Annotated in this window: 23 protein-coding genes; 17 read left to right on the top strand and 6 right to left on the bottom strand. The window is 63.7% G+C overall.

Annotated elements, in window-relative coordinates; translation table 11 throughout:
- Positions 1 to 9: 9 nt before the first annotated feature.
- From KVO92_RS15425 to KVO92_RS15410, 4 genes are read right to left on the bottom strand one after another with little or no spacing between them, the layout of a single operon-like run.
- Complete coding sequence (locus tag KVO92_RS15425) at positions 10 to 2,238, bottom strand: chemotaxis protein CheA (protein WP_217476430.1); 2,229 nt, start codon at positions 2,236 to 2,238, stop codon at positions 10 to 12.
- Positions 2,239 to 2,250: 12 nt separating this feature from the next.
- On the bottom strand, positions 2,251 to 2,574 hold the full coding sequence (locus KVO92_RS15420; protein WP_217476429.1) for an STAS domain-containing protein: 324 nt from the start codon (positions 2,572 to 2,574) through the stop codon (positions 2,251 to 2,253).
- Between the two features lies 1 nt (position 2,575).
- A complete protein-coding gene (locus tag KVO92_RS15415; protein WP_021205875.1) occupies positions 2,576 to 2,941 on the bottom strand; it encodes a response regulator in 366 nt (121 codons plus the stop codon).
- Between the two features lie 30 nt (positions 2,942 to 2,971).
- Positions 2,972 to 4,054, bottom strand: coding sequence for a methyl-accepting chemotaxis protein (locus KVO92_RS15410; protein WP_217476428.1), 1,083 nt, complete (start codon positions 4,052 to 4,054; stop codon positions 2,972 to 2,974).
- 361 nt (positions 4,055 to 4,415) lie between these two features.
- Between KVO92_RS15410 and KVO92_RS15405 the strand changes: the two genes are divergently transcribed.
- The 7 genes from KVO92_RS15405 to KVO92_RS15375 all read left to right on the top strand — a co-directional run bounded on the left by KVO92_RS15405 (position 4,416) and on the right by KVO92_RS15375 (position 11,737).
- Positions 4,416 to 5,726 (top strand): histidine kinase, encoded by a 1,311-nt coding sequence (locus KVO92_RS15405; protein ID WP_217476427.1) that lies wholly within the window; start codon positions 4,416 to 4,418, stop codon positions 5,724 to 5,726.
- Positions 5,723 to 6,373: a response regulator gene (locus KVO92_RS15400; protein WP_217476426.1), complete on the top strand. Its 651-nt coding sequence runs from the start codon at positions 5,723 to 5,725 to the stop codon at positions 6,371 to 6,373. The genes KVO92_RS15405 and KVO92_RS15400 overlap by 4 nt, the downstream gene beginning before the upstream one ends.
- Positions 6,374 to 6,971: 598 nt before the next feature.
- A complete protein-coding gene (locus tag KVO92_RS15395; RefSeq protein ID WP_217476425.1) occupies positions 6,972 to 7,571 on the top strand; it encodes a TIGR00730 family Rossman fold protein in 600 nt (199 codons plus the stop codon).
- A 463-nt stretch (positions 7,572 to 8,034) separates the two neighbouring features.
- Positions 8,035 to 8,517 (top strand): DUF2726 domain-containing protein, encoded by a 483-nt coding sequence (locus KVO92_RS15390; protein WP_217477269.1) that lies wholly within the window; start codon positions 8,035 to 8,037, stop codon positions 8,515 to 8,517.
- A gap of 258 nt (positions 8,518 to 8,775) precedes the next feature.
- On the top strand, positions 8,776 to 9,798 hold the full coding sequence (locus tag KVO92_RS15385; protein WP_217476424.1) for a DUF5924 family protein: 1,023 nt from the start codon (positions 8,776 to 8,778) through the stop codon (positions 9,796 to 9,798).
- A gap of 63 nt (positions 9,799 to 9,861) precedes the next feature.
- Positions 9,862 to 10,377 (top strand): MgtC/SapB family protein, encoded by a 516-nt coding sequence (locus KVO92_RS15380; RefSeq protein ID WP_217476423.1) that lies wholly within the window; start codon positions 9,862 to 9,864, stop codon positions 10,375 to 10,377.
- Between the two features lie 40 nt (positions 10,378 to 10,417).
- The gene (locus tag KVO92_RS15375; RefSeq protein ID WP_217476422.1) at positions 10,418 to 11,737 is read left to right on the top strand and encodes a PQQ-dependent sugar dehydrogenase; all 1,320 of its coding nucleotides are present in this window, start codon (positions 10,418 to 10,420) and stop codon (positions 11,735 to 11,737) included.
- A gap of 70 nt (positions 11,738 to 11,807) precedes the next feature.
- Here the strand turns inward: KVO92_RS15375 and sfsA are convergent, their stop codons facing one another.
- The gene (gene sfsA / locus KVO92_RS15370; RefSeq protein ID WP_217476421.1) at positions 11,808 to 12,515 is read right to left on the bottom strand and encodes a DNA/RNA nuclease SfsA; all 708 of its coding nucleotides are present in this window, start codon (positions 12,513 to 12,515) and stop codon (positions 11,808 to 11,810) included.
- The gene (locus KVO92_RS15365; RefSeq protein WP_217476420.1) at positions 12,515 to 13,687 is read right to left on the bottom strand and encodes a pyridoxal phosphate-dependent aminotransferase; all 1,173 of its coding nucleotides are present in this window, start codon (positions 13,685 to 13,687) and stop codon (positions 12,515 to 12,517) included. Before KVO92_RS15365 ends, sfsA begins: the two co-directional genes overlap by 1 nt.
- A gap of 193 nt (positions 13,688 to 13,880) precedes the next feature.
- Between KVO92_RS15365 and dksA the strand changes: the two genes are divergently transcribed.
- From dksA to panD, 10 genes are all read left to right on the top strand, one after another.
- Positions 13,881 to 14,324 (top strand): RNA polymerase-binding protein DksA, encoded by a 444-nt coding sequence (gene dksA / locus KVO92_RS15360; RefSeq protein WP_217476419.1) that lies wholly within the window; start codon positions 13,881 to 13,883, stop codon positions 14,322 to 14,324.
- Positions 14,325 to 14,410: 86 nt separating this feature from the next.
- The gene (gene gluQRS, locus KVO92_RS15355; RefSeq protein ID WP_217476418.1) at positions 14,411 to 15,313 is read left to right on the top strand and encodes a tRNA glutamyl-Q(34) synthetase GluQRS; all 903 of its coding nucleotides are present in this window, start codon (positions 14,411 to 14,413) and stop codon (positions 15,311 to 15,313) included.
- 105 nt (positions 15,314 to 15,418) lie between these two features.
- Entirely contained in the window at positions 15,419 to 15,595 is a 177-nt protein-coding gene (locus KVO92_RS15350) for a hypothetical protein (protein ID WP_003095129.1), read from the top strand.
- On the top strand, positions 15,579 to 18,533 hold the full coding sequence (locus KVO92_RS15345) for a sensor histidine kinase (protein ID WP_217476417.1): 2,955 nt from the start codon (positions 15,579 to 15,581) through the stop codon (positions 18,531 to 18,533). Before KVO92_RS15350 ends, KVO92_RS15345 begins: the two co-directional genes overlap by 17 nt.
- 208 nt (positions 18,534 to 18,741) lie before the next feature.
- Positions 18,742 to 20,169 (top strand): sigma-54-dependent transcriptional regulator, encoded by a 1,428-nt coding sequence (locus tag KVO92_RS15340; protein WP_217476416.1) that lies wholly within the window; start codon positions 18,742 to 18,744, stop codon positions 20,167 to 20,169.
- A 655-nt stretch (positions 20,170 to 20,824) separates the two neighbouring features.
- Entirely contained in the window at positions 20,825 to 22,222 is a 1,398-nt protein-coding gene (locus tag KVO92_RS15335) for a polynucleotide adenylyltransferase PcnB (RefSeq protein WP_217476415.1), read from the top strand.
- A gap of 2 nt (positions 22,223 to 22,224) precedes the next feature.
- Positions 22,225 to 22,719, top strand: coding sequence for a 2-amino-4-hydroxy-6-hydroxymethyldihydropteridine diphosphokinase (gene folK, locus KVO92_RS15330; protein ID WP_217476414.1), 495 nt, complete (start codon positions 22,225 to 22,227; stop codon positions 22,717 to 22,719).
- A gap of 255 nt (positions 22,720 to 22,974) precedes the next feature.
- A complete protein-coding gene (gene panB, locus KVO92_RS15325) occupies positions 22,975 to 23,775 on the top strand; it encodes a 3-methyl-2-oxobutanoate hydroxymethyltransferase (protein WP_217476413.1) in 801 nt (266 codons plus the stop codon).
- Positions 23,772 to 24,623: a pantoate--beta-alanine ligase gene (panC, locus tag KVO92_RS15320; protein WP_217476412.1), complete on the top strand. Its 852-nt coding sequence runs from the start codon at positions 23,772 to 23,774 to the stop codon at positions 24,621 to 24,623. Before panB ends, panC begins: the two co-directional genes overlap by 4 nt.
- A gap of 111 nt (positions 24,624 to 24,734) precedes the next feature.
- Entirely contained in the window at positions 24,735 to 25,115 is a 381-nt protein-coding gene (gene panD, locus KVO92_RS15315) for an aspartate 1-decarboxylase (RefSeq protein WP_021205856.1), read from the top strand.
- Positions 25,116 to 25,179: the final 64 nt, after the last annotated feature.

Here is a 25,179-nt window from a genome sequence, read left to right as displayed (position 1 = left end):
TGTTTCTCCTTACTGGCCTGCGAGGTCCTGGCGGGATTGGCTGATGCGCTGGGCAGCAGGATTCGCGTCGACGTGGTTTTGCAGGTAACGGAACAGACTGGGAATATCCAGGATCAGGGCGACCTGCCCGGTTCCCAGGATGGTGGAGCCACCAATGCCTTGCAGGTGCTGGAACAGCTGCCCGAGCGGCTTGATGACGGTTTGCAGTTCACCGTGAAGGTGATCGACGATCAGCCCGGCCTGTTGCCGGCCCTGGCTGACGACGACGATGTTGCGACGTTTGCCGTGGCTTTCCGGCAGGTTGAAGTGGGCCGCCAGCGACAGGCAGGGCAACGGCTTGCCGCGCAGATTGAGGTAGCCGTAGGCCCCGCAACTCAGCTGCTCGGTATCCATTTCCAGGCACTCGGTCACCATGTCCAGCGGGATCACGAAGTAATCGTCGCCGAGGCTGACGAGGAACCCGTCGATGATCGCCAACGTCAGCGGCAGGCGGATGCGGAAGGTGCAGCCCTGCCCCTCTCTTGAATCGATCTCGATGGTGCCGCGCAAGGCATCGATGGCGCTGCGCACCACATCCAGCCCCACGCCGCGGCCGGACAGGTCGGAAACGCTCTCGGCGGTGGAGAACCCGGCGGCAAAGATCAACGCCTGGATATCGGCCTCGGGCAGATTCGCCTGGGCATCGATCAGACCGCGAGCGATCGCTTTCTCACGAATGCGCGCGGTGTTGAGGCCGCGCCCATCGTCGGCGACTTCGATCACGATCATCCCCGACTCGTGATAGGCATCCAGGCGCAGATGGCCCTCGACCGTTTTACCGGCAGCGATACGGCCCTCGGCCGACTCGATACCGTGGTCGATGGCGTTGCGCACCAGGTGCGTCAGCGGGTCGGCCAGCTTGTCGATGACCGCCTTGTCGAGCTCGGTGTCAGCGCCACGGATCTCCAGGCGAATATCCTTGCCGAGCTGCTGGCTGACGTCGCGCACCACGCGCTGGAAGCGATTGAAGGTGTCGCCGATCTCGATCATGCGCAGCTTCAACGCCGCCTCGCGGATCAGCTCGACGTGCTGGTTGACCGTCTGGGTGCTCTCGATGCAGCTGGCATCGCCATGCGAGCGGGCACGCAGCTGCGCACCGGCGGCGCTGATGACCAGCTCGCCGACCAGATTGATCAGCTCGTCCAGCTTGTTGGCCGCCACACGGATCTGGCTGCTTTCCTGGCTGCGCTTCTCGCGCGCCACCTGCTGCTTGGCCAGGGCGGCGTTAACTGCCTGCGGCGCAACGATGCCTTCGTTGACCAGCACGGTGCCCAGCGGCGGCTTGACCTCGACCGTTTCGGCAGCCTGCAGGGCCAGCCCTTCTTCGAGCTCGCGCTCGGTCAGCAGACCACTGGCAACCAGGATACGGCCGATCTGTGCATCGGCCTCGGGCAGGTCGTGGATCAACTGCAGATAATCCTCGAGCTCACTGGTCGGCGGCAGGATCCGCAGGGTGCAGAAATCATCGATGAACTCGAAGACTTCCTCGATCTCCGCCTTGCCGGCCGGCGTGCACAGCGCGATTTCCAGGCCGAGGTAACAGCTCTCCGGCTGCAGCTCGGCCAGTGGTGGCAGTGATTCGGTGACCGTTTGCAGATGCAGGATGTCGCCCAGGCGACTCAGAAAGCGCACGAACGAACTGGGTTCGAAGCCGTTTCGCAGCAGATCGGCGTGAAAGCGCAGCGAAATGTGCCAGGCGCCATCGGCGTCGCAGGTGCTGCAACGCTCCAGGCGTCCACGGCTGCTGCAGCTGTCCTCGGGCAGCATGACCACTGGAATCTGCTGCGCCTGGGGCGCAGCACCCGTGCAATTGGCCAGCTCGGCCAGCAGCGGCTGCTGGCGGCTGTCGTCGACCAACAGCTCGCCCTTGTCAGTGTCGATCAGCTCGATCATCGCGCTGATCTCGTCCAGGCAGCGCAGCATCAGCGAGATCAGTGCCGGCGACAGGCTCTGGGCGCCGTCACGCACCGCCATCAGCAGGTTTTCCAGGTGATGGGTGAAGCCCACCAGCGGCGCGAGCGAAAACAGCCCCGCCGAGCCTTTGAGCGTGTGCATCGCACGGAACAGCCCGTTGATCGCCTCGTCGTCGGTCGGGCATTCGTCGAGCTGCAGCAGGTACTCTTCAGCCTGCTTGGCCAGGTCGCGGGCCTCGTCGACGAAGCTCAGCAACAGCTGGCTCCATTGTTCGCCATCAAGCATCACGGTTTCCTTTCAGCGATGGGCCAGTAGGACATCGGGGTACAGGGTTTCCAGGCGCAACAGCTCGAGCACCTCGGTCACCGCGGCGGCCGGGCCCTGCACCTTCAAGCTGCCGCCAGCGGCCTCGAAATGACGCTGGGTCGCGAGCAACAGCTGCGCACCGGCGGTGTCGAGTTCTTCCAGCGCTTCGAGATCGAGCAGACAGGGGCTCGCATCGGTCTTGCCCAGCATGCCGAGCAAGGTCGTGTGCGCCTCGCCCACCTCGTAGATGGTCAGGCTGCCGGACAGTCGAAGCCGGGCTGGCTCAACGCTGCGGTCGTAGTTGATTTCGAGCATGTCAGCCGACCAGCTTGTCGACAGCGGTCAGCAGTTGCTGCGGCTGGAACGGCTTGACGATCCAGGCCTTGGCGCCCGCGGCCTGGCCTTCTGCCTTCTTGCCCTGCTCGCTTTCGGTGGTGAGCATGACGATGGGCGTGAAGCGGTAGGCCGCGTTGGCCTTGACCGCCTTGACCAGGCCGATGCCATCGAGGTTGGGCATGTTCACGTCGCTGATGATCAGGTTGATCTTCTGCCCGTTGAGCTTGGTCAGCGCGTCCTTGCCATCGACGGCTTCGATCACCTGGTGGCCCGCACCGGTGAGGGTCATCTTCACCAACTGGCGCATGGAGAGCGAGTCGTCGACGATGAGAATGGTCTTGGCCATGTGTTGCTCCTGGTTGAATCGAGTGTTGAATCAGAAAAAGGTCACGTCGTCGCCGGAGCTCTTGCTACGGGCCTTGCCGTGACGCTCCTCGTCGGTGGTGAAGTGCTGGTGCAGCTCGCGCAGCCAACGCTGCGGGTCGTTCACCCGGTCGTCGCCGGCACGCACGGCCTGGTCGAGCCGCTGCATGTCGTGTTGCAGGTGATCGAGCATCTGGTCGGTGCGGTCCTGGAACTGCAGGTGAACGACGATCTCCTCGATGGTCGCGCGGGTGACACGGGTCTCCTGCTGCAGCTGCAGCGAGGTGACCGAAAGCTCGTTGAGGCTCTGCCCCAGGCCTTGCATGACGTCACCGGCGACGCTGTCGAGGTAGCTGAGGTTGTCGCGCTCGCTGGTGGTCAGCTCGTCGGCGGCGGTCACGGTGGCGCGGATCGCCTGGTTGATCTCGCTGACCTTGTTGCCCATCCGCTGGCCGGTCTCGGCCGACAGGGTGGACAGCTTGCGCACCTCGTCAGCGACCACCGAGAAACCACGGCCGTAGTCGCCGGCACGGGCCGCTTCGATAGCGGCATTGAGTGCGAGCAGGTTGGTCTGGCTGGCAATGTCCTGGACGTGCTTGGCCATGGACTGCAGTTCGCTGGCGTAGCTGTTGAGGTCGGAGATGGTGCCCAGCAGCTCGGCCTTGCGACCGCTGGCGGCGTGAAACGCCGACGTCACTTCGTTCAAGCGGTTCTGCGCCTGACGCAGGCTGCTGGTCATGCCATCGCCGCCGATCACATTGTCGGAGTTGCTCAGCGTCTGGCTGAGTCGATCCGAAAGTCCGGCGAAATGTTCGAACAGCTGGCGCACGCTGGTTTGCTGGATGTCGCGAACCTGACCCAGGTTCTTGTCCCAGGTTGGCAACACGGCGCTGAGCAGGGGTTCGACCGCCGGGACGGCAACCGTTGGCGCAGTCATGGGCTCAGGGCCGGCCAGCGCACGCGCGGCGCGCGGCCTGAGCGCAACCGCGCTGGCCACGCAAATGGCGCTGCCCGCGCCGACGATCCAGGGCGAGCCGATGGCCAGGCCAGCGAGCCCGGTGGCAATTCCAATCCAAAGTGCAGGGTAGGCGAACACGGTATGGCCTCAGGGCGCAGAGTCGAATGGCCGGCACGATAGAGAGCCGACACGGATCGCGGTATCAGGCAAAACCCTAGGCGGCCCTAGGGTGTCCTAGGGTGAAGAAGCCCTAAAGTTTTCGTCTCCGCTGCCGGCCTTCAGCACGGCTGCCCCGCGTCACCCATCGGGCTGCGAGGTATCGGCGCGATAGGCGGACTAGGCTCTATACAGCGCTCGCGCAGTAAACAGTCACCCCTGGCAGGGCCGCACACAGCGGCACGCCTCGACCGCAGGTACCGGTTCCTAGATGACGGAGCGTGTTTCAGACATCGATCGACTGGGCCGATCACGCCAGCTATTGCGCTGGATGCCGTGGTCCATGGCCGCCTTGCATGCGGGACTCGTCGTGCTGGGCGGGATCTGGCTCAGCGCACGGCTGCCGGCCGCGAGCTCCTGGTCGCTGCTGATCGTGCTAGTGCTCTCGACCACCGTCATGTGGCTGGCAGGCCATGCCATCGCGCGCTCGGCGCTGAACGAGCAACCTGCTACGGGTGGGTTGGCATTGGCAGACGTCAGCCATTCATCGCAGCGTTCCCTGGCCTCGGATGTCGACCAGGCGAGCGCCTACCCGCCACGCATCTATGAACGGATGGTCGCCAGCCTTCCGGACGGCGTGGTGATCATCCGCAACGGGCAGATCCGCTACCGCAACGCCGCGGCGGAGCAGCTGTTCAATCCGTCGCACCAGGCATCGCCTGCAGCCGGCAACCTGGACCGTTACATCATGGCGCAGCAGCGACCGCTCGAAGCCGAGCGGCTCAGCCGGCTGCAATGCGGCGTGATCGATCCGGTGTGCTTTCGCCATGTCACCCTGCTGCGCTCGGACGGCAGCCCGTTCCAGGCCGAGGTGAGCGAGCTGCTGCTGGAGAACGACGGGCACCATGATGTCCTGCTTCTGCTACGCGACATCAGCGAGTCGGAACGAATGCGCGCCGAACTGGAGCAGGCCAATCTGCGCCTGCAGCATCTGTCGCAGCGCCTGATGGAAGTCCAGGAGAGCCAGCGCCGTCAGCTCGCACGTGACCTGCACGACGACATCGGCCAGCAGCTCACCGGTCTCAAGCTGCACCTGCAGCGCCTGGGCACTTCGCTGGCGCACGAACCGGCACTGGCTGCGCGGGTCTCACACCTGAGTGATGCCGCCGACGAAGCGCTCCACAAGGTACGCAGCCTGTCACTCGCCCTGCATCCCCTGCAACTGGAGACACTGGGCCTGCAGGCGGCGGTGCACTGGCATCTGTCGCGATTTCTCGAAGCCGCGCATACCCGCTGGTCGCTTAAGTTCGACGGCGAAACGGTCGACCTTTCCCCGGACATTGCATTGGTCGCGTTCCGTATCGTCCAGGAAGCGGTCAACAACGTCGCGCGTCACGCCCGCGCCAGCTGCGTGGATGTGTGCATCCACCGTACCGAGAACGCCTTGCGGGTCGAAGTGGTTGACGATGGCGTAGGCTTCGATTGCAAAGCGGCACGCGCGCGCGCCGAAAGTCTGGGGCTGACCAGCATGGAAGAACGCGTCGCCGCACTGAGCGGAGACCTGCACATAGCAAGCCTCAGCGGGGTTGGCACGCGGGTATCGGTGAACCTGCCGATCGCAGACCGCACCCCGCGCAACGGAGTACACGCATGAAACGGGTAGCACTGATCGACGATCATGGACTGGTCAGGGCAGGCCTACGGGCGCTGGTACAGGACCAGCCGGGTTACGAAGTCGTCGCCGAAGGGGCCGACGGAAGCGAGGTACACGGGATTCTGTCTCGGCTCGAGCCGGACATCCTGCTGCTGGATATCAGCATGAAGCATATGAGTGGACTGGACGCCCTGCGCCAATGGCGTATGGAGTTTCCCAACGTTCAGATTCTGATCCTGTCGATGCACACCACGGCGGACTACGTGCTGCAAGCGCTGCGCCTGGGCGCCAGCGGTTACTTGCTCAAGGACGCCGCGGCGCAGGAGCTGGAGCTGGCATTGGGCGCGCTGTCGCGCAACGAGTCGTACCTGAGCCCGGGCATCGCGCAGACGGTGATCCAGTCGGCGGTGATCGAAGGCGGCCAGCGCCCTCAGCCCGCTGCGCCCGCCTTGACGCCGCGGCAGCTGGAGATCTTGCGGCTGATCGTGCGCGGCGTTTCGACACGCGAGATCGCCAATGGGCTGGGTCTGAGCGTGAAAACGGTCGATGCGCATCGGGCACAGATCATGGATCGCCTGAACTTGCACGACGTACCGTCGCTGGTCCTCTATGCATTGCGCAAGGGCCTGGTCAGCGCAGAAGACTGACAAGAAGCCCCGTAACGGCACTCATCAGCTCGGGGCGTTGGGGGTGCCTTCTTCAACGCTCCACAGTGTCTGATCGTTTTTTAACCGACTTTCCACAAGCCAGGCGGGCAGCGGCCTGGCGCCTCGTTTCCCCACCTTATCCACAGAGCGCCCCACAGTAATGCTGGACAACCTTGGCGCGCCCTCAAAACTCGGATCGCCTCGTTGCCGTTAGACAAAAAAACCGGTTCTACAATCACTTACGACATGATGCGGGATGATTGATCAGTTAATGATCAGCTCTAGCAACGCCAATGGACATGCCGGCTCGAGAAAACCGCGAAGAGGTTATCCACAGAACCTTGCACAACCTTAGGGGATAAGTAGCGACAACTATCGAGGCGATGATTAAAACCGATAAGGCAGAACACCGATCAGCGACTAGGCTTGTTTTCAACAGCTGAGGAGCCCGCCAATGCCTAGCCTAGAGATGATCCAGACCCTGTTTGCCAATTATGCCCTGGGAATTAGCGGCGCCTGTATTGGCGAGCCCGGTTGACGCTTGGCCGCTGGGAACGTCGGCGCTACCCTGCCAGCCGTTCAACTGACGGAGTCGATGATGTCCCTGCGTTCGATATGCGTGTTCTGCGGCGCCAGTACCGGCGGCAACCCGATCTACAGCCAGGCGGCTGCCTCTCTTGGCCAGACGCTGGCGCGCCATGACATCAGGCTGGTGTACGGTGGCGGTGCCGTCGGCTTGATGGGTGTGGTTGCCGATGCCGCCATGGCTGCGGGTGGCGAGGTCATCGGGATCATTCCGCAAAGCCTCAAGGATGCCGAGGTCGGCCATCCGGGCTTGACCCGTCTGGAAGTGGTCGATGGCATGCATGCGCGCAAGGCGCGCATGGCCGAGTTGTCGGATGCCTTCATTGCGCTTCCGGGTGGCCTCGGCACGCTGGAGGAGTTGTTTGAAGTCTGGACCTGGGGCCAGCTGGGCTATCACCGCAAGCCGCTTGGCCTGCTCGACACCAACCAGTTCTATAGCAAGCTCAGTCACTTCCTTGATCACCTCGTCGACGAAGGCTTCGTCAGAGCGCCGCACCGCGGCATGCTGCAGCGCAGCGAGTCGCCCGAGGCGCTGCTGCAACTGCTGCACGACTGGCAGCCGAGCGCCGACACGCGCTGGAGCAAGCGCACACCGACGCAAGCGTCCAGCTGAGCGCACTGTACAAAAAACACTCACCTCTCTGCAGGCCGCGCCCTGTGCAGCCTGAACCTGGTTTACCAGCGGTTATCCACAGCGCCCTCCACAGTAATCTTGGATAACCGCAGCCAGCCGCGCGAATTTGCAGAAAGCCGGCAAGAAAAACGGTCCGCAGTCGGTAAAACAAAAGCCGGCTGGGTAAAAACATCGCTGGACGGTGGATTGACTAAAAAATAAGCGGAACCCTGCAAGCCCCGTTGTTGCAGGTACTGCGTCATTCGCCCCAAGGTTATCCACAGAACGCCTAACAGATATCCGGGATAACTCCCGAGAACAATCTCGCATCCCGCGTCAGCCAACGAACTTCACCCGATCAGGCGCCTCCAATCCAGTACGCCCGCCCCATGGAGTTCGCCATGCCGTCTCGGCCTTCCATCAGACAACCCCGACCGCTCGTACGCAGGAGCCACCCACAATGATGGGCTTCCTGGCGATGGTGCTGGTGGCCTTCGTCTGCTTCGCGCTGGTCTTCTTCATCAAGCAGCGCCAATACAATCATCCGGCGCTGCGCATGCCCTATGCCTTGAAGCAGCCGTTCTTTCAGCCCAGCGAACGGGAGCTGCTGGCATTGCTGCAACAGGCGATGGGCGAACGCTTCGTGATTCTCAGCAAGGTACGCATGGCGGATGTCGTGGAGGTCACCGCGGTGCCGCGCCGGGCCCCCTGGTATCAGGCCGTCAATCGCATCTCGGCGGCACGGTTCGATTTCTTGCTCTGCGACCGACAAAGTCTGGCGCCACGCTGCGCCATAGAAATGGAAGCGCCCAGCGAGGCCAACGCCTTCGTCGAGGAGCTGTGCCAGACCATCGGCCTGCCGCTGGTCCGTCTGACACCGGAAACGGCGCGGGCCTATGACAGCCTGTGTGGTGCCATCGATCAGGCCTTGACCACGACAGGCTAGGCTTAACAAGAGGCGAGCCGTGGGCACGACGACGCGAGAAGCCAAGGCCTGCCTCAAGCCGAGCCCTGATGATTCGAGGCAACCGCTATGGATGTCCCTCCCCGCCGGACCAGCGATGTGCTTATTCGGCCTGCGGCGACATCCAACCGCTCGCTGCCCACGAGCGAATCACCGCGCCTGGCAATCACGCTTCGTCTGGCCTGATGAACGCCATCTACGAGCATTCTGTCTGGAGCCACCCTTCACCATGAGCCTGCCATGTCGTTGAAAGCCCGCCTGATGCCGCTGATCCAGCTGATTTCCCGGCTGATCAGCCGCTACCCCGGCACCATCGCGCTGTTTGGTTTCGGCTCGGGCGTCGCCAGCTTCGTGCTGGTGGAGCGCCAGGCGGGGCTGGCCAAGGTCATCGCCGCGCTGATGCTGGTCAGCTGGCTCTGGCTGATGCTCGAGACCAGCCTGCGCCGCGCGCTCGAACGTCGCTTCGGCTGGAAAGTGCCTCCGCCCCTGCTGCGCTACGTCACGCAGATGGTCCATCAGGAAAGCCTGTTCTTCATCATTCCGTTCTTTTTCATCACCACGACCTGGAACAGCGGCCAGTCGGTATTCACCGTGTTGCTCGGTATCGCCGCGCTGGTCTCACTGGTCGATCCGCTGTACTACAAATGGCTGGCGCCGCGGCGCTGGGTGTATCTGGCCTTCCATGCCCTGACCCTGTTCGCCGTCCTGCTGACGGCGCTGCCGATCATCTTCCACCTGTCGACGCCTCAAAGTTATCTGTGGGCGCTGGGTATCGCCGTCGCACTCGCCCTGCCGAGCCTGAGCGGGCTGTTCGCGACCTGGAACTGGAAGAGCGTGCTGGGCATGCTGGTGCTCGCCGCGGCTGTCGGCCTGGCCGGCTGGATGGGTCGCACCTGGGTACCGCCGGCGACCCTGTGGTTGACCGATGTGGCCGTCACCCGCACCTTCGATAACACCTCGCGCAAGCCAGGCGACCGTCTCCGGCAGCTGACATCGGCGGAGCTGCACGGCAATGGCCTTTACGCCTACACCGCAATCAATGCGCCACGAGGCCTGAAGGAGCGCATCTACCATGAGTGGATATATAACGGCCGGCAGGTCGATCGGATTCCGCTGGAGATCAGCGGCGGCCGTGACGCGGGCTACCGCGCCTGGACCCATAAGCGCAACTTTCCCGAGCGGGCCACGGGCAAATGGCGCGTGCGGGTAGTGACCGAGGCTGGACAGATGATCGGCATGCTGCGCTTCGAGGTCGTCGACTGAACCGCTGAAGCCCGACGGCACTCATACAGCCAAAGCCCAGTCATCAGAAGTCCGGGAGGGTGCATGGAGTGGTGGGAGATCCTGAGCCGTACGGTCGCCTCGGAATTTTCCGACCTGCCTGACCTGGAGCACGCGATCCGCATTTCGCTACGCCTGCTGGTCGCGGCAATACTGGGCGGGGCACTGGGTTACGAGCGCGAATACAAGGGCAAGGCAGCCGGCCTGCGCACCCATATGCTGGTTTCGCTCGGGGCCGCGCTCTTCGTGCTGGTGCCGCTGGAAGCGGGGATGAAGGTTGAAGACCTGTCCCGCGTCATGCAGGGCATCATCACCGGCATCGGCTTTCTCGGGGCCGGCACCATTCTCAAGGGCGACTCCCTTCAGGACGTCAAAGGCCTCACTACCGCAGCGGGCATCTGGCTGACCTCGGCCATCGGCATCGCCGCCGGGCTGGGGCATGAATCGACGGCCGTTCTCACCACCTGTTTCGCCTTCGTGATCTTGAAATTGATGCCGCGCCTGGAGCGACACGTGGCAAACACCTCACCATTCAAAGAGAACGATGACGACCCGAGCTAGACTTCGGCTTGTCAGGCCATCCCCCTTGCCAGGAGCCGCCATGCGCTGCCAGCCACATCACCTCGCGTCTTTTTCCATCGTGCTTGCCCTGGCGGGTTGTGGCGACACCGCGACGCTGCCGGTCGACGCGGGCTACGGCCCGGAGCCCGTGTTGCCCGAGCCGACCCGCTCGCTGATACCCACGGTCAATATCGCCAAGGCCACAGGCTGGCCGGAGGGCCGCACACCGCAGGCAGCGCCGGGGTTGCGCGTGGAGGCCTTCGCCCGTGGCCTCGATCATCCGCGCTGGCTGTACGTGCTGCCCAACGGCGACGTGCTGGTCGCCGAATCCGATGCGCCGGCCAAGCCCGAAGATGGCGGCGGCCTGCGTGGCTGGATCATGAAAAAGCTCATGGCGCGGGCCGGCTCCGGCGGTAAGAGCGCCGACCGCATCACCCTGCTACGTGACACGGACGGCGACGGTAGCCCCGATAAACGCACGACCTTTCTCGACGGCCTGCACTCCCCCTTCGGCATGGCGCTGGTCGCGGATCAGTTCTATGTGGCCAATACCGATGCGCTGGTCCGCTTCCCTTATCGCGAGGGCGTGTCGCGTATCGACGCCGCGGGCGAAAAGGTCGTCGATCTGCCGGGCGGACCGATCAACCATCACTGGACCAAGAACGTCATCGCCAGCCCGGACGGCTCGCGCCTTTACGTCACCAGCGGCTCCAACAGCAATGTCGCGGAGAACGGTATGGCCGCCGAGGAGAACCGCGCGGCGATCCTCGAGGTCAACCCGCGGAACAAGACCTTGCGCCTGTTCGCCTCCGGTCTGCGCAACCCCAACGGGCTGGCGTGGCAGCCGGACAGTGGCGCGCTCTGGACCACGGTCAACGAGCGCGACGAGATCGGCAGCGATCTGGTGCCCGATTACATGACCTCGGTACAGGACGGCGGTTTCTACGGCTGGCCCTACAGCTACTACGGCCAGCACGTCGACGAGCGGGTCAGGCCGCAACGTCCGGATCTGTTGGCCAAAGCCATCGTCCCCGACTACGCCCTGGGCCCACACACGGCCTCCCTTGGGCTGGCCTTCTATGAGGGGTCGCTGCTGCCCGAGCGCTACCGCCACGGCGCCTTTGTCGGTCAGCACGGCTCCTGGAACCGCAAGCCACGCAGCGGCTACAAGGTGGTGTTCGTGCCGTTCCGCGATGGCGTGCCCGACGGCCCGGCCGAAGACGTACTGACGGGCTTTCTCGACGCGCAGGAACAGGCCATGGGCCGTCCCGTGGGCGTCGCGGTGGACAAGACCGGTGCCGTGCTGGTGGCCGACGACGTCGGCGGGGTGATCTGGCGGGTGACGCCAGCGAATGATTGAGGACGGAGACCTGGCTGTACTGCAGACCGAGACCGCTAAGGCTCGGTCTGCGCAGGCGGTATGGCTGCCCTCAGATGATCACCGGCAACCGGTGGGCCAGGCGTATCTCTTGCGCGGTCAGCTCGGCGCCGTAGGCCAGTACCTCGACCCCCGCCGCCGCCGCTTCGCGTAGCGCCTCGGCGTACAGGGGGTCGATCTCGCTCGCCGGACGCACCGCCTCGATCCCGCTCAGGTTCACGCAGTACAGCTGCACGGCGCGGATACCCTCGCGCGCCAGCGCCGCCAGCTCGCGCAGGTGGCGCGCGCCACGCGTGGTCACCGCATCGGGGAACGCCGCGACGGCGGTATCGCCAAAGCCCAGGGTGACGCTCTTGACCTCGACGAATGCGGGCCCCGCCGGATAGTCCAGGCGGAAATCCACACGGCTGTTCTCCACCCCATAGGCCACCTCGCGCTTGAGCGCGGTGAAGCCGACCAGCTCGCTGATCACGCCGGCCAGCAGGGCCTCCTCGACCAGTCGGTTGGCTCGCGCAGTGTTGACGCAGGCCAGACGCCCCTGGGGCGTCTCCACCAGCTCCCAGGTCCCGGGCAGTTTGCGCTTGGGGTCGCTATTGCGCTGGAACCAGACACGCGCGCCTTCGCCCATGCAATTGAGCATCGAGCCGGTATTGGGGCAATGGATGCACAGGTGCTCACCTTCATCAGTGATGACATCAGCAAGGAAGCGCTTGTAGCGCCGCACCAGGCGCCCCTGCTCCAGCGGCGTAGTGAAGCGCATCAGGCCTGCCAGCTCTGCAGGCCGCGGGCGATCCGCTCGACCGCCTGCTCCAGCCGCGGCAGATCCTGCGTATAGGCGAAGCGCACATGATGTCCGGCCTGGTAACGACCGAAATCGAGCCCCGGCGTGATCGCCACGAACTCGGTCTCGAGCATGTGCTGGCAGAACCCGTAGGCATCGCCGCCGAACGCCGAGATATCCGCGTACAGATAGAAGGCACCCTGCGGCTCGACGGCGATACCGAATCCCAACTCGCGCAATGCGGGCAGCAGGTAGTCGCGCCGTTTGGCGAACTCGGCCCGGCGCGCCTCGAGAATCTCGAGGGTGGCGGGTTGGAAGCACGCCAGCGCGGCGTGCTGGGCCATGGTCGGTGCGCTGATATAGAGGTTCTGAGCCAGCTTCTCCAGTTCAGGGACGGCGGCCTGCGGCGCCACCAGCCAGCCCAGGCGCCAGCCGGTCATGCCGAAGTACTTGGAAAAACTGTTCAGCACGAAGGCCGAGTCGTCCACCTCCAGCACGCTGGCGGCATCGGTGCCGTAGGTCAGGCCGTGGTAGATCTCGTCGACCACCAGGTGCCCACCCCGCGCCTTCAGCGCCGCCGAGAGGCCACCCAGTTCGTCACGGTCGAGCAGCGTGCCGGTCGGGTTGGCCGGCGAGGCGACCAGCGCGCCGACACTGTCCTGATCCCAGTAACGCTCGACGAGATCGGGGGTCAGCTGATAGCGGACCTCGGGCCCTACCGGCACCAACTGCGCGGCGCCTTCGATCAAGCGCAGGAAGTGTCGATTGCAGGGGTAACCCGGATCGGCCAGCAACCAATGCTTGCCCGGATCGACCAGCAGGCTGCTGGCCAGCAGCAACGCGCCGGATCCGCCGGGAGTAATCAGCACACGCTCGGGGTCAATAGACAGTTGATAGCGCTCGGCGTAGAAACCGGCGATCGCTTCGCGCAGCTGCGGCAGCCCTCGGGCAGCGGTATAGCGCGTGTGGCCTGCCGCGAGAGCAGCCTGCCCGGCCATGACGATGGGTTCGGCGGTGGTGAAGTCCGGCTCACCGATTTCCAGGTGAATCACATCACGCCCCAGCGCCTGCAATTCATTGGCTCGCGCCAGCAGCGCCATGACGTGAAAGGGTTCGATTGCGCGGCTACGCGCGCTATATGACGAGGTCATCTGACCTTCCTGAAGAGTACAAAACGTGAATTCTACCGAAGGTCCCCCTGACACCGCAGCCACCGTGGTATTCGGGAGTAGCGCACCCCGATACGATCTGGTAAGTTCGCCCGCTTGCAGCCGCAGGGCCGGCACGGGCCGGCAGAGGGACTTCACTATCCTGCGCAATGGACATAGCGAGAGGCGTTCATCCATGCCCATTACCAAAACGACACCCAGCAACCAACTGATTCGCGCCTTCGTTCCCTACAAGGAGTCCAAGGGTGAGGAGTACATGAGCGACAACATGCGCGCTCACTTCACCGCCATCCTCAACAAGTGGAAACAGGAGTTGATGGAAGAAGTCGATCGTACCGTGCACCACATGCAGGACGAAGCGGCCAACTTTCCCGACCCAGCCGACCGCGCCAGCCAGGAAGAAGAGTTCAGCCTGGAACTGCGTGCCCGTGATCGCGAACGTAAGCTGATCAAGAAGATCGACGAAACGCTGCAGCTGATCGAAGACAACGAGTACGGCTGGTGCGACTCCTGCGGCGTCGAAATCGGTATCCGTCGCCTCGAAGCGCGCCCAACCGCCACGCTGTGCATCGACTGCAAGACGCTGGCGGAGATCAAGGAAAAGCAGATCGGTTCCTGATCCCGAACGGGGCGCTACGGCGCCCCGCTTCATTTCTGCCCCCATCGAATCGCCCGCCTCGCTTCTCCCCTCCGAGCCGGTCCGTCATGCCAACCTCCATTACCAAGCCTGCCGCCTACGTCGGGCGTTTCGCACCGACCCCCAGCGGTTACCTGCACTTCGGCTCGCTGATCGCGGCGCTGGCCTCCCATCTGGATGCGCGCGCGGCGGGCGGTCGCTGGCTGCTACGCATGGAAGACCTCGACCCCCCTCGCGAGATGCCCGGCGCGCAGGAGGCGATCGTTCAGGCGCTGGAAGCCTACGGCTTCGAATGGGATGGGCCGATGGAACGCCAGAGCGATCGGCTGGACGTCTACAACGCGGTGATCGAGCAGCTCTGGCAGGCTGGCCACGCCTATGCCTGCACCTGCTCTCGAAAGCAGCTGCAGCCCTTCGCCGGGTTGTATCCGGGTTTCTGCCGGGACGCCCGGCACGAGCCGATCGATGCGGCCATTCGCCTGCGCGTTCCTGATCGGACATACGGCTTCGTCGACCGCGTACAGGGTGCGTTTTGCCAGCAGCTGCTTCAGGACGTGGGCGATTTCGTCATCCGGCGACGCGACGGACTCATCGCCTACCAGTTGGCGGTTGTGCTCGACGATGCCTGGCAGGGCGTGACCGATATCGTCCGCGGCGCCGACCTGCTCGACTCCACCCCACGTCAGCTTTACCTGCAGGAACTGCTCGGGCTGCCGCAGCCGCGTTACCTGCACGTACCGCTGATCATCCAGCCCGACGGCCACAAACTGGGCAAACGTTACCGTTCACCCCCGCTGCAGCCTGCCGAGGCAACGCCGCTGCTGCTTCGCGCGCTCCGCGCCCTCGGCCAGCCGACGCCCAGCGAGCTGAACGATGCGCTCCCCCACGAGGTGCTTGCCTGGTCGATCCCACGGTGGGATGCCGAGCGGATCCCGCGCTGCTCGACCCTGGCCGAGGCGCAGTTGCGTTGATGCAACAGGCGAAAGCAGCGCCCACTTTGCCGCGCTGAGCGGCCGCGTGTGGCTTGCCGCTTGCCGCTGCTTTACCATTCCAGCACTTACGACACGAGTTCCAGCATGTATATCTACCGACTGGTGCTGCTCCTGGTAGTGGGGATCTATCTGTTTTCCCCCGCGATCATGGATTGGTGGATCGACCCCAACGGTGCCTGGTATCGCCCTTATCTGTTGTGGCTGATCCTGATCGTGGTGACCTTCATTCTTCAGAGTCAGCGCGATGCAGACGAGCTTTAGCCTCAGCCACCTGATCCTCATCAGCGCCGCCTATCTGCTGGTGCTGTTCGGGGTGGCCTGGGTCAGCGAGCGCGGGCTGATTCCGCGCTGGATAATCCGTCACCCTTTGACCTACACCCTGTCGCTGGGGGTGTATGCCAGTGCCTGGGCGTTCTACGGCACCGTCGGCCTGGCTTACCAATATGGCTACGGGTTTCTCGCGACCTATCTGGGGGTGTGCGGCGCCTTCCTGCTGGCACCGGTGCTGCTCTACCCCATCCTGCGCATCACCCGCACCTACCAGCTGGCGTCGTTGGCCGACCTTTTCGCCTTTCGCTTCCGTAGCACCTGGAGCGGCGCGCTGACCACCATCGTCATGCTGATCGGCATGCTGCCGCTGCTGGCGCTGCAGATTCAGGCGGTGGCCGACGCCATCGGCATTCTCACCCTCGAGCCCCTGCAGGAACGCGTCGCGCTGGGCTATTGCGCGATGATCATGCTGTTCACCATTCTCTTCGGTGCTCGGCACATCGCCACGCGTGAAAAGCACGAAGGGCTGGTCTTCGCCATTGCCTTCGAATCGGTGGTCAAGCTGCTGACCTTCGGCGCCATCGGCTTGTATGCCTTGTACGTAGTATTTGGCGGCCCGCATCAACTGGAAATCTGGCTGCTGCAGAACCAGTCGGCGCTGCAAGCGCTGCATACGCCATTGCAGGAGGGGCCCTGGCGCACCTTGCTGCTGGTGTTCTTCGCCTCGGCGATCGTGATGCCGCACATGTATCACATGACCTTCACCGAGAACCTCAATCCCCGCGCCCTGGTCAGCGCCAGCTGGGGATTGCCGCTGTACCTGCTGTTGATGAGCCTCGCCGTCCCGCTGATTCTCTGGGCCGGCCTGAAACTGGGCGTCAGCACCAACCCGGAATATTTCACCCTCGGCCTTGGCCTGACCGCGCAGAGCGAACTGCTGACGCTGGCGGCGTTCGTCGGCGGCCTGTCGGCCTCCAGCGGCCTGATCATCGTCAGCACGCTGGCCCTGTCGGGCATGGCGCTCAACCATCTGGTGCTGCCGCTGTACCAGCCGCCAACCGAAGGCAACATCTATCGCTGGCTGAAATGGACGCGCCGCAGCCTGATCCTGGCGATCATCATGGCCGGCTACGGCTTTTATCTGTTGCTGGGCGCCGAGCAGGACCTGTCCAACCTCGGCATCGTCGCGTTCGTCGCCACGCTGCAATTCCTGCCCGGCGTGCTCTCGGTACTCTACTGGCCGACCGCCAACCGCCGCGGCTACATCGTCGGGCTGCTGGCGGGGATCGCGGTCTGGGTGGTCACCATGCTGCTGCCCCTGGTGGGCAACCTCGACGGCTTCTATCTCCCGCTGCTCAACGTCGTCTATGTGCTTGACGACACCAGCTGGCATCTGGCGGCGATCGCCTCGCTGGCGGTCAACGTACTGGCCTTCTCGTTGTTCTCGCTGTTCACCGAAACCAGCGCGGAAGAACAGGCCGCCGCCGAAGCCTGCGCGGTGGAAAATGTACGCCGGCCGCAGCGGCGCGAACTGGCAGCTGCCTCGCCACAGGAATTTGCCACCCAACTGGCCAAGCCGCTGGGTGCCAAGACCGCGCAACGGGAGGTGGAACAGGCACTGCGCGATCTGCAACTGCCGTTTGACGAACACCGCCCCTACGCCCTGCGCCGCCTGCGCGACCGTATCGAGGCCAACCTGTCCGGGCTGATGGGCCCCAGCGTGGCCCAGGACATCGTCGAGAACTTCCTGTCCTACAAGAACGGTGCAGACAGCTACGTCACCGAGGACATCCACTTCATCGAAAGCCGCCTGGAGGACTATCACTCGCGTCTGACCGGCCTGGCCGCCGAACTCGATGCGTTGCGCCGCTACCACCGGCAGACGCTGCAGGAGCTGCCAATGGGCGTCTGCTCGCTGGCCAAGGACCAGGAAATCCTGATGTGGAACCGGGCGCTCGAAGAGCTCACCGAGATTCCCGCGCTGCAGGTGGTTGGCTCACGCCTGGCCACCATCGCCGAGCCGTGGCAAAGCCTGTTGAGCGGTTTCATCCAGCAGCGTGAGGAGCACCTGCACAAGCAACGCTTGCAACTGGACGGCCACAGCCGCTGCCTTAACCTGCACAAGGCGGCGATCGCCGAACCGCTGGCGCCCGGCAACAGTGGCCTGGTGCTGCTGATCGAGGATCTCACCGAGACCCAGCAGCTGGAGGACCGGCTGGTGCACTCCGAACGCCTGGCGAGCATCGGTCGCCTGGCCGCGGGCGTCGCCCACGAGATTGGCAATCCGATCACCGGTATCGCCTGTCTGGCGCAAAACCTGCGCGAGGAGCGCGAGGCCGACCCCGAGATCAGCGAGATCAGCAACCAGATCGTCGAGCAGACCAAGCGCGTCTCGCGCATCGTCCAGTCGTTGATGAGCTTCGCCCATGCCGGCGGGCGCCAGCAGGATATGTACCCGGTCAGTCTGGCCGAGGTCGCCCAGGATGCGATCTCGCTGCTCTCGCTCAACCGCCGCGGCACCGAAGTGCACTTCTTCAACCTCTGCGATCCTGGTCACCTGGCCGAAGGCGACCCGCAACGCCTCGCCCAGGTGCTGATCAACCTGCTGTCCAATGCCCGCGACGCATCGGAGCCCGGCGGGGCGATCCGGGTGCGCAGCGAGCAGGCCGAGCAGACCGTCTACCTCATCGTCGAGGACGAAGGCAGCGGCATACCACGGGCCATACAGGACCGCCTGTTCGAGCCGTTCTTCACCACCAAGGATCCCGGCGAAGGGACGGGCCTGGGCCTTGCGCTGGTCTATTCGATCGTGGAAGAGCATTATGGACAAATCAATATCGACAGCCCGGCGGATCCGGAAACCCAACGCGGCACCCGTTTCCGCATCACCCTGCCGCGGTATGTCGAGGCGACAGATGCCATTGAGTGAAGAGGCGATAGGCGCCGGCCCCGTTGTTCGGCCACGCAGGCCTCAGCGAACCGTTCGCCTCGCCGGAGCTTGACGAGATGACACCGCAACCCTCGCCGAAGCAGATCCACGCCGTATCGCGATCGCGTGCACAGGCCGCGCAATGTCCGTCCAGCGACACCGCGCAGCACCTGTTCACAGCCGCCTTCAGACCGTCGAGAGAGTACTGATGTCCCATATTCTGATCGTCGAAGACGAAACCATCATCCGCTCCGCCCTGCGCCGCCTGCTCGAACGTAACCAGTACGAGGTCAGCGAAGCAGGCTCCGTGCAGGAAGCGCAGGAGCGTTTCAGCATCCCCGGTTTCGACCTCATCGTCAGCGACCTGCGCCTGCCCGGCGCGCCGGGTACCGAGCTGATCAAGCTAGCCGAAGGCACGCCGGTGCTGATCATGACCAGCTATGCAAGCCTGCGCTCAGCCGTGGATTCGATGAAAATGGGAGCGGTGGATTACATCGCCAAACCCTTCGACCACGACGAGATGCTGCAAACCGTTGCGCGCATCCTGAATGATCGGCAAAAGGCGGCCGCCGTGCCCGCTGCCCCCTTACGGACCGCTGCGCCCCAGGGCGGGGCATCCAGCGACAGCGACTCGGGTAACAGCGAGATCGGCATCATCGGTCGCTGTGGCCCGATGCAGGACCTGTTCAGCAAAATCCGCAAGGTCGCACCGACCGACTCCAACGTTCTGATCCAGGGCGAGTCGGGTACCGGCAAGGAGCTTGTGGCCCGGGCACTGCACAACCTTTCGCGGCGCGCCAAGGCGCCGATGATCTCGGTCAACTGCGCGGCCATTCCGGAAACCCTGATCGAGTCGGAACTGTTCGGGCACGAAAAAGGCGCGTTCACCGGCGCCAGTGCCGGACGCGCCGGCCTGGTCGAGGCGGCCGATGGCGGCACTCTGTTCCTCGACGAGATCGGCGAGCTGCCGCTGGAAGCACAAGCGCGACTGTTACGTGTGTTACAGGAAGGGGAGATTCGGCGGGTCGGCTCTACCCAGTCGCAAAAAGTCGATGTCCGCCTGATCGCCGCCACCCACCGGGACCTGAAGACGCTGGCCAAGAATGGACAGTTCCGCGAAGACCTCTACTACCGCCTGCATGTGATCGCCTTGAAGTTGCCGCCGTTGCGCGAGCGCGGGGCGGATGTGCTGGAAATCGCCAAAGCCTTTCTGGCACGCCAGGGCGAACGCATCGGCAATGAAGATCTGCATTTCTCCCGGGAAGCCGAGCAGGCGGTCCGGCATTACGCCTGGCCTGGGAACGTTCGCGAGCTGGAAAACGCCATCGAGCGGGCCGCGATTCTCAGCGAAAGCGAGGAGATCAGCGCAGAGCTGCTGGGCATCGACATCGAGCTCGACAACCTCGATGACGACTTCGACGAGCCCTGCGCCACGCTGGGCTCCGCTGTGTCGACCAGCAACGAGCCGACCGAGGACCTGTCGCTGGAGGACTACTTCCAGCATTTCGTGCTCGAGCACCAGGACCACATGACCGAGACCGAGCTTGCGCGCAAACTCGGCATCAGCCGCAAGTGTCTGTGGGAACGTCGACAGCGCCTGGGGATTCCTCGACGCAAAACCAGCGCTACCGGGTAGCGGGTTGTTACCCACCCCACCAGGGCGTAACAGAAACCGGGTTCATCGGTAACGGGAACCCGGTTTTTTATCGCCTCAAAAAATGACAGATTTCCTCAAGCCATTGAAAACAAAGGATTTTCAAAAACTGGCACGGCAAATGCTTTCTATCTGGCACAACAACAATAACAAGCAGACCCACAATAAGAACAAGACGTACCGGCTCTAGCAGAACAAAAACAAGAAGGCAGAGACGTAGCTAACTGATTCTTTTGGAGAGGAAATGCCAAACGGGGTTTTGCCCCACGACCAGGCCGAGAACAACAAAAACTGCATCAGCAGCGCCTGAACTGGTTGGATCAATGATCGATGGCAAATCAGCGACCAAAGAAATCCGTTTGCTCTTGGCTCCCAACGTAGGAGCGACTCCCGGAAGCTTTAGCTGAAGGGAACGGGTGACCAAACAAAAACAACACGCCCGAAATACTAATAACAACAAAGCACGCGACATCATTTAAAGGGGGAGCTTCGGCTCCCCCTAGTGCTTCCTGGCTCCGGCCGTTCTTTGACACCTCCCCGCGCTTCGTTCACCATCCCTGCTCCCGGTGCTAGAATCCACGCTCGTTTCGTGGCCATTCGCTTCGCCACCCCGTCATTTCGCCACACAGTGCCTCTCATGCTGAAAAAGCTGTTCCAGTCTTTTCGTCTTCCCCTGCGCCGATTGCCGCATACTCGCCGCACCCCCGAAATACTGTCCAGCCGGCAGCACTCGCTGCACCGCAACGATCTGAGCCGGCACGCCGTCAGCGTCGTCGAGCGCCTTCAGCATGCCGGCTATGAAGCCTATGTCGTCGGCGGCTGTGTTCGCGATCTTCTGCTGGAAGTGACACCGAAAGACTATGACGTGGCCACCAGCGCCACGCCCGAGCAGGTCCGCGCCGAATTTCGCAATGCCCGCGTCATCGGCCGTCGCTTCAAGCTGGTGCATGTGCATTTCGGCCGGGAGATCATCGAGGTTGCCACCTTCCGGGCAAACCACCCCGAGGCGGACGATGACGAAGACAATCACCTGGCGTCACGCAACGAAAGCGGCCGCATCCTGCGCGACAACATCTATGGCACGCTGGAAGACGACGCACAGCGACGCGATTTCACCATCAATGCGCTGTACTACGATCCCTCGAGCGAGCGCATCCTCGACCACACCCATGGCGTTCGCGACATTCGCAACCGGCTGATTCGCCTGATCGGCGATCCCGAACAGCGCTATCAGGAAGACCCTGTGCGCATGCTCCGCGCGGTGCGCTTCGCCGCCAAGCTGGACTTCGAGATCGAACAGCATAGCGCCGAGCCCATCGCCGAACTGGCCGACCTTTTAAACGATGTGCCCTCGGCCCGCTTGTTCGACGAGATTCTCAAGCTCTTCCTCGGCGGCAAAGCCGAGCGCACCTTCGAACTGTTACTGGAGCACGATCTTTTCGCACCGCTGTTCCCGGCCAGTGCCGAGGCGCTCGAAGACAACCCGGAATACACCGGGACCCTGATTCGCAATGCTCTGGCCAATACAGACGAGCGTATCGCCCAGGGCAAACCAGTGACGCCGGCGTTCCTCTTCGCCGCCTTGCTCTGGCCTGCCCTACCGGCCCGGGTCGCCGAGCTGCAGGGCCGCGGAATGCCGCCGATCCCGGCCATGCAGGAAGCCGCCCATGACCTGATCTGGGAGCAGTGCCAGCGCACCGCCATTCCGAAGCGCTTCACCATGCCGATGCGCGAGATCTGGGACATGCAGGAGCGTCTGCCGCGTCGCCAGGGCCGTCGTGCCGATCAGCTACTGGACAACCCGCGCTTCCGTGCGGGCTATGACTTTCTCCTGCTGCGCGAAAGCGCCGGTGAGCAAACCGACGGCCTCGGTGAATGGTGGACTGACTATCAAGAGGCCAATGACAGCGAACGGCGTACGATGATCCGCGGCCTGAGCAGCAAGGATGACGGCAGCGGCGCACCACGCAAACGGCGGCGCAGCGGGCGGCGCAAACGCGGCCCAAACGATAGCGCACCGGCATCGGCGGAATAACGATGGAGCGGGTCTACATCGGCCTGGGCAGTAATCTGGCCGAGCCGCGCCAGCAGCTTCGCAATGCCCTCGAGGCGCTGGAAAATATCCCCTCGACCCGGCTCGTCGGTGTCTCGTCGCTGTATGTCAGCGATCCGCTCGGCCCGTCGGACCAGCCTCGCTACAACAATGCCGTTGCCGTGCTCGAAACGTCCCTGACGCCGCTGGACCTGCTCGATGCGTTGCAGGCGATCGAGCAGGTGCAAGGGCGTGAACGCAAAGCCGAGCGCTGGGGACCGCGCACGCTGGACCTGGATATCTTGCTGTTCGGCGACCGGGTGCTCGCTGAACCACGCCTGACGGTGCCGCACTACCATCTTCACGCGAGAGCCTTCGTGCTCTACCCGCTCGCCGAGGTGGCGCCTGCCGCGCTGCGTCTGGCCGATGGCAGGCACTTGAGCGAACTACTGGCCGCCTGCCCCTACGAAGGCCTGGAACGCCTCGACGAGGCGTTGTAACCGGCCGGTAACAGACGTAACGCAGCGGTAACACTCCGATTGACTTAGCATCCCGCCATCGGGACTATAAGCGCCCGCTACCGGCACGTGTCGAATGAGGCAGCCGCCGCTGGCGCCCCGACGGCAACCGTTGCCCTCAGGGCCCCAGGTGCTGTTGAAGTTTCGTACGCGGTCGCGCCGGAGCCTGCCTGGCGCCATTTGACGCAGCAACGCGGCTCGCGACGAACGTCAACAGCCCCTAGGAGGACGGCATTCATGCCAGACGTAACCCTGACCACCCTGCAAGGCCTCAAGCAGAAAGGCGAGAAGATCGTCATGCTCACCTGCTATGACGCGACCTTCGCCAAGACCGCCTGCGAAGCGGGCGTCGAGATGCTGCTAATCGGCGACTCCTTGGGCATGGTGCTGCAAGGACACGACAGCACCCTGCCTGTCACCGTCGAAGAAATGGCCTACCACACCGCCTGCGTCAAACGCGGCAACCGTGGTGCGATGATCGTGACGGACCTGCCTTTCATGGCCAACGCGACGATTGAGCAGACGCTGAACAACTCCGCGACGCTGATGAAAGCTGGCGCGCACATGGTCAAGCTCGAGGGTGCGGCCTGGCTGGCCGACTCCATTCGCCTGCTCGCCGAGCGAGGCATCCCGGTCTGCGCGCACATGGGGCTGACGCCTCAGGCGGTGAACCTGTTCGGCGGTTACAAGGTACAGGGCAGGCAGGAAGCCCAGGCACAGCAGATGATTGCCGATGCGCAGGCCCTCGAAGCTGCCGGCGCCGCATTGCTTCTGCTCGAGTGCGTACCCAGCGAACTGGCCGCCCGCATCACCCGCGCGGTCGAGGTGCCGGTGATCGGCATCGGCGCGGGCAGCGCCACCGATGGTCAGGTCCTGGTGCTGCACGATATGCTCGGGCTGTCGCTGAGCGGACGCGCACCGAAGTTCGTCAAGAACTTCATGCAGCAGCAGGGCGACATTCCCAGCGCTATCGCGGCCTACGTCCAGGCCGTGAAGAGCGCAGATTTTCCCGCAGCCGAACATGGATTCTCAGCATGAACGTGGTTAGGACTGTCGCCGATTTGCGTGCCGCGGTGACCCGCGCGCGCGGTGAGGGCAAGCGCATCGGCTTCGTGCCGACCATGGGTAACCTGCATGCCGGCCATATCGCGCTGGTGAAGAAGGCCGGCCAGCGAGCCGATTTCGTTGTGGCCAGCATCTTCGTCAACCCGCTGCAGTTCGGTCCCAACGAAGACCTGGCCAGCTATCCCCGGACGCTCAGCGCCGATCAGGACAAGCTGTTCAACGCCGGCTGCCATCTGTTGTTTGCCCCGAGCGTCGAAGAGATGTACCCCCACGGCCAGGCGCTACAGACCATTGTCCGCGTACCGGGCGTATCCGAAGGGCTGTGTGGCGGTAGCCGTCCCGGTCATTTCGATGGCGTATCCACGGTCGTCAGCAAATTGTTCAACATGGTGCTGCCCGACCTCGCCGTGTTTGGCGAAAAGGACTACCAGCAACTGGCCGTGATCCGCACCATGGTCCGCGACCTGAACATGCCCGTGCAGATCATCGGCGAGCCCATCGTGCGCGCCGAAGACGGACTGGCGCTGTCTTCGCGCAATGGCTATCTCAGCGCCGAGGAGCGCGCGACCGCTCCGGTGCTGTATCGCACACTGCAGCAACTGGCCGAGTCCATCCGCCAGGGCGAGCGCGACTACCCCGCCCTGCTGGCATCCGGCAAGCAGGCCTTGCAAGCCGCAGGTCTTCGCCCGGATTATCTGGAGATCCGCCATGCCACGGACCTGCAACCGGCCCTGCCCGACCACCATGACCTGGTGATCCTGGCGGCAGCCTATCTTGGCAAGACCCGACTGATCGACAATTTGCAGCTTCATACCGCCTGATCCACAGCTGCTCGAGCCGATCATCGGCACCCGCTCCGCCCGCCCCGGTATTGATCGCACCCCGGGGTTCGGGCACACTCTGCGCCGCTTGCGCACCCGGAGGACCCCGCCATGCACGCCATCATGCTCAAGGCCAAACTGCACCGCGCCCAGGTGACCCATTCGGTGCTGGACTACGAAGGCTCCTGCGCCATCGACGGTGACTGGCTGGACCTCGCCGGCATCCGTGAATACGAACAGATCCAGATCTACAACGTCGACAATGGCGAGCGCTTCACCACCTACGCCATCCGCGGCGAAGAAGGCTCGAAGATCATCTCGGTCAATGGCGCCGCCGCGCACAAGGCTGGCGTCGGACATCGCCTGATCATCTGCGCCTATGCCCATTACAGCGAAGCCGAACTGGCCAACTTCAAGCCCCATGTCCTTTACATGGGCGCCGATGGCGAGCTCAGCCACACCAGCAATGCCATCCCGGTTCAGGTCGCCTGATCGGTTTGGTGATTAGACAAGCCCGCACCGCTGCCGCGCTGCGGGCTTTTTTTATGGCCAGGGT

It is taken from the genome of Stutzerimonas stutzeri (genome assembly GCF_019090095.1).
Taxonomy (GTDB): Bacteria; Pseudomonadota; Gammaproteobacteria; order Pseudomonadales; family Pseudomonadaceae; genus Stutzerimonas; species Stutzerimonas stutzeri_AN.
Note: the sequence above shows the minus strand (reverse complement) of the source record. Positions and strands in the feature narration are given on the sequence as shown.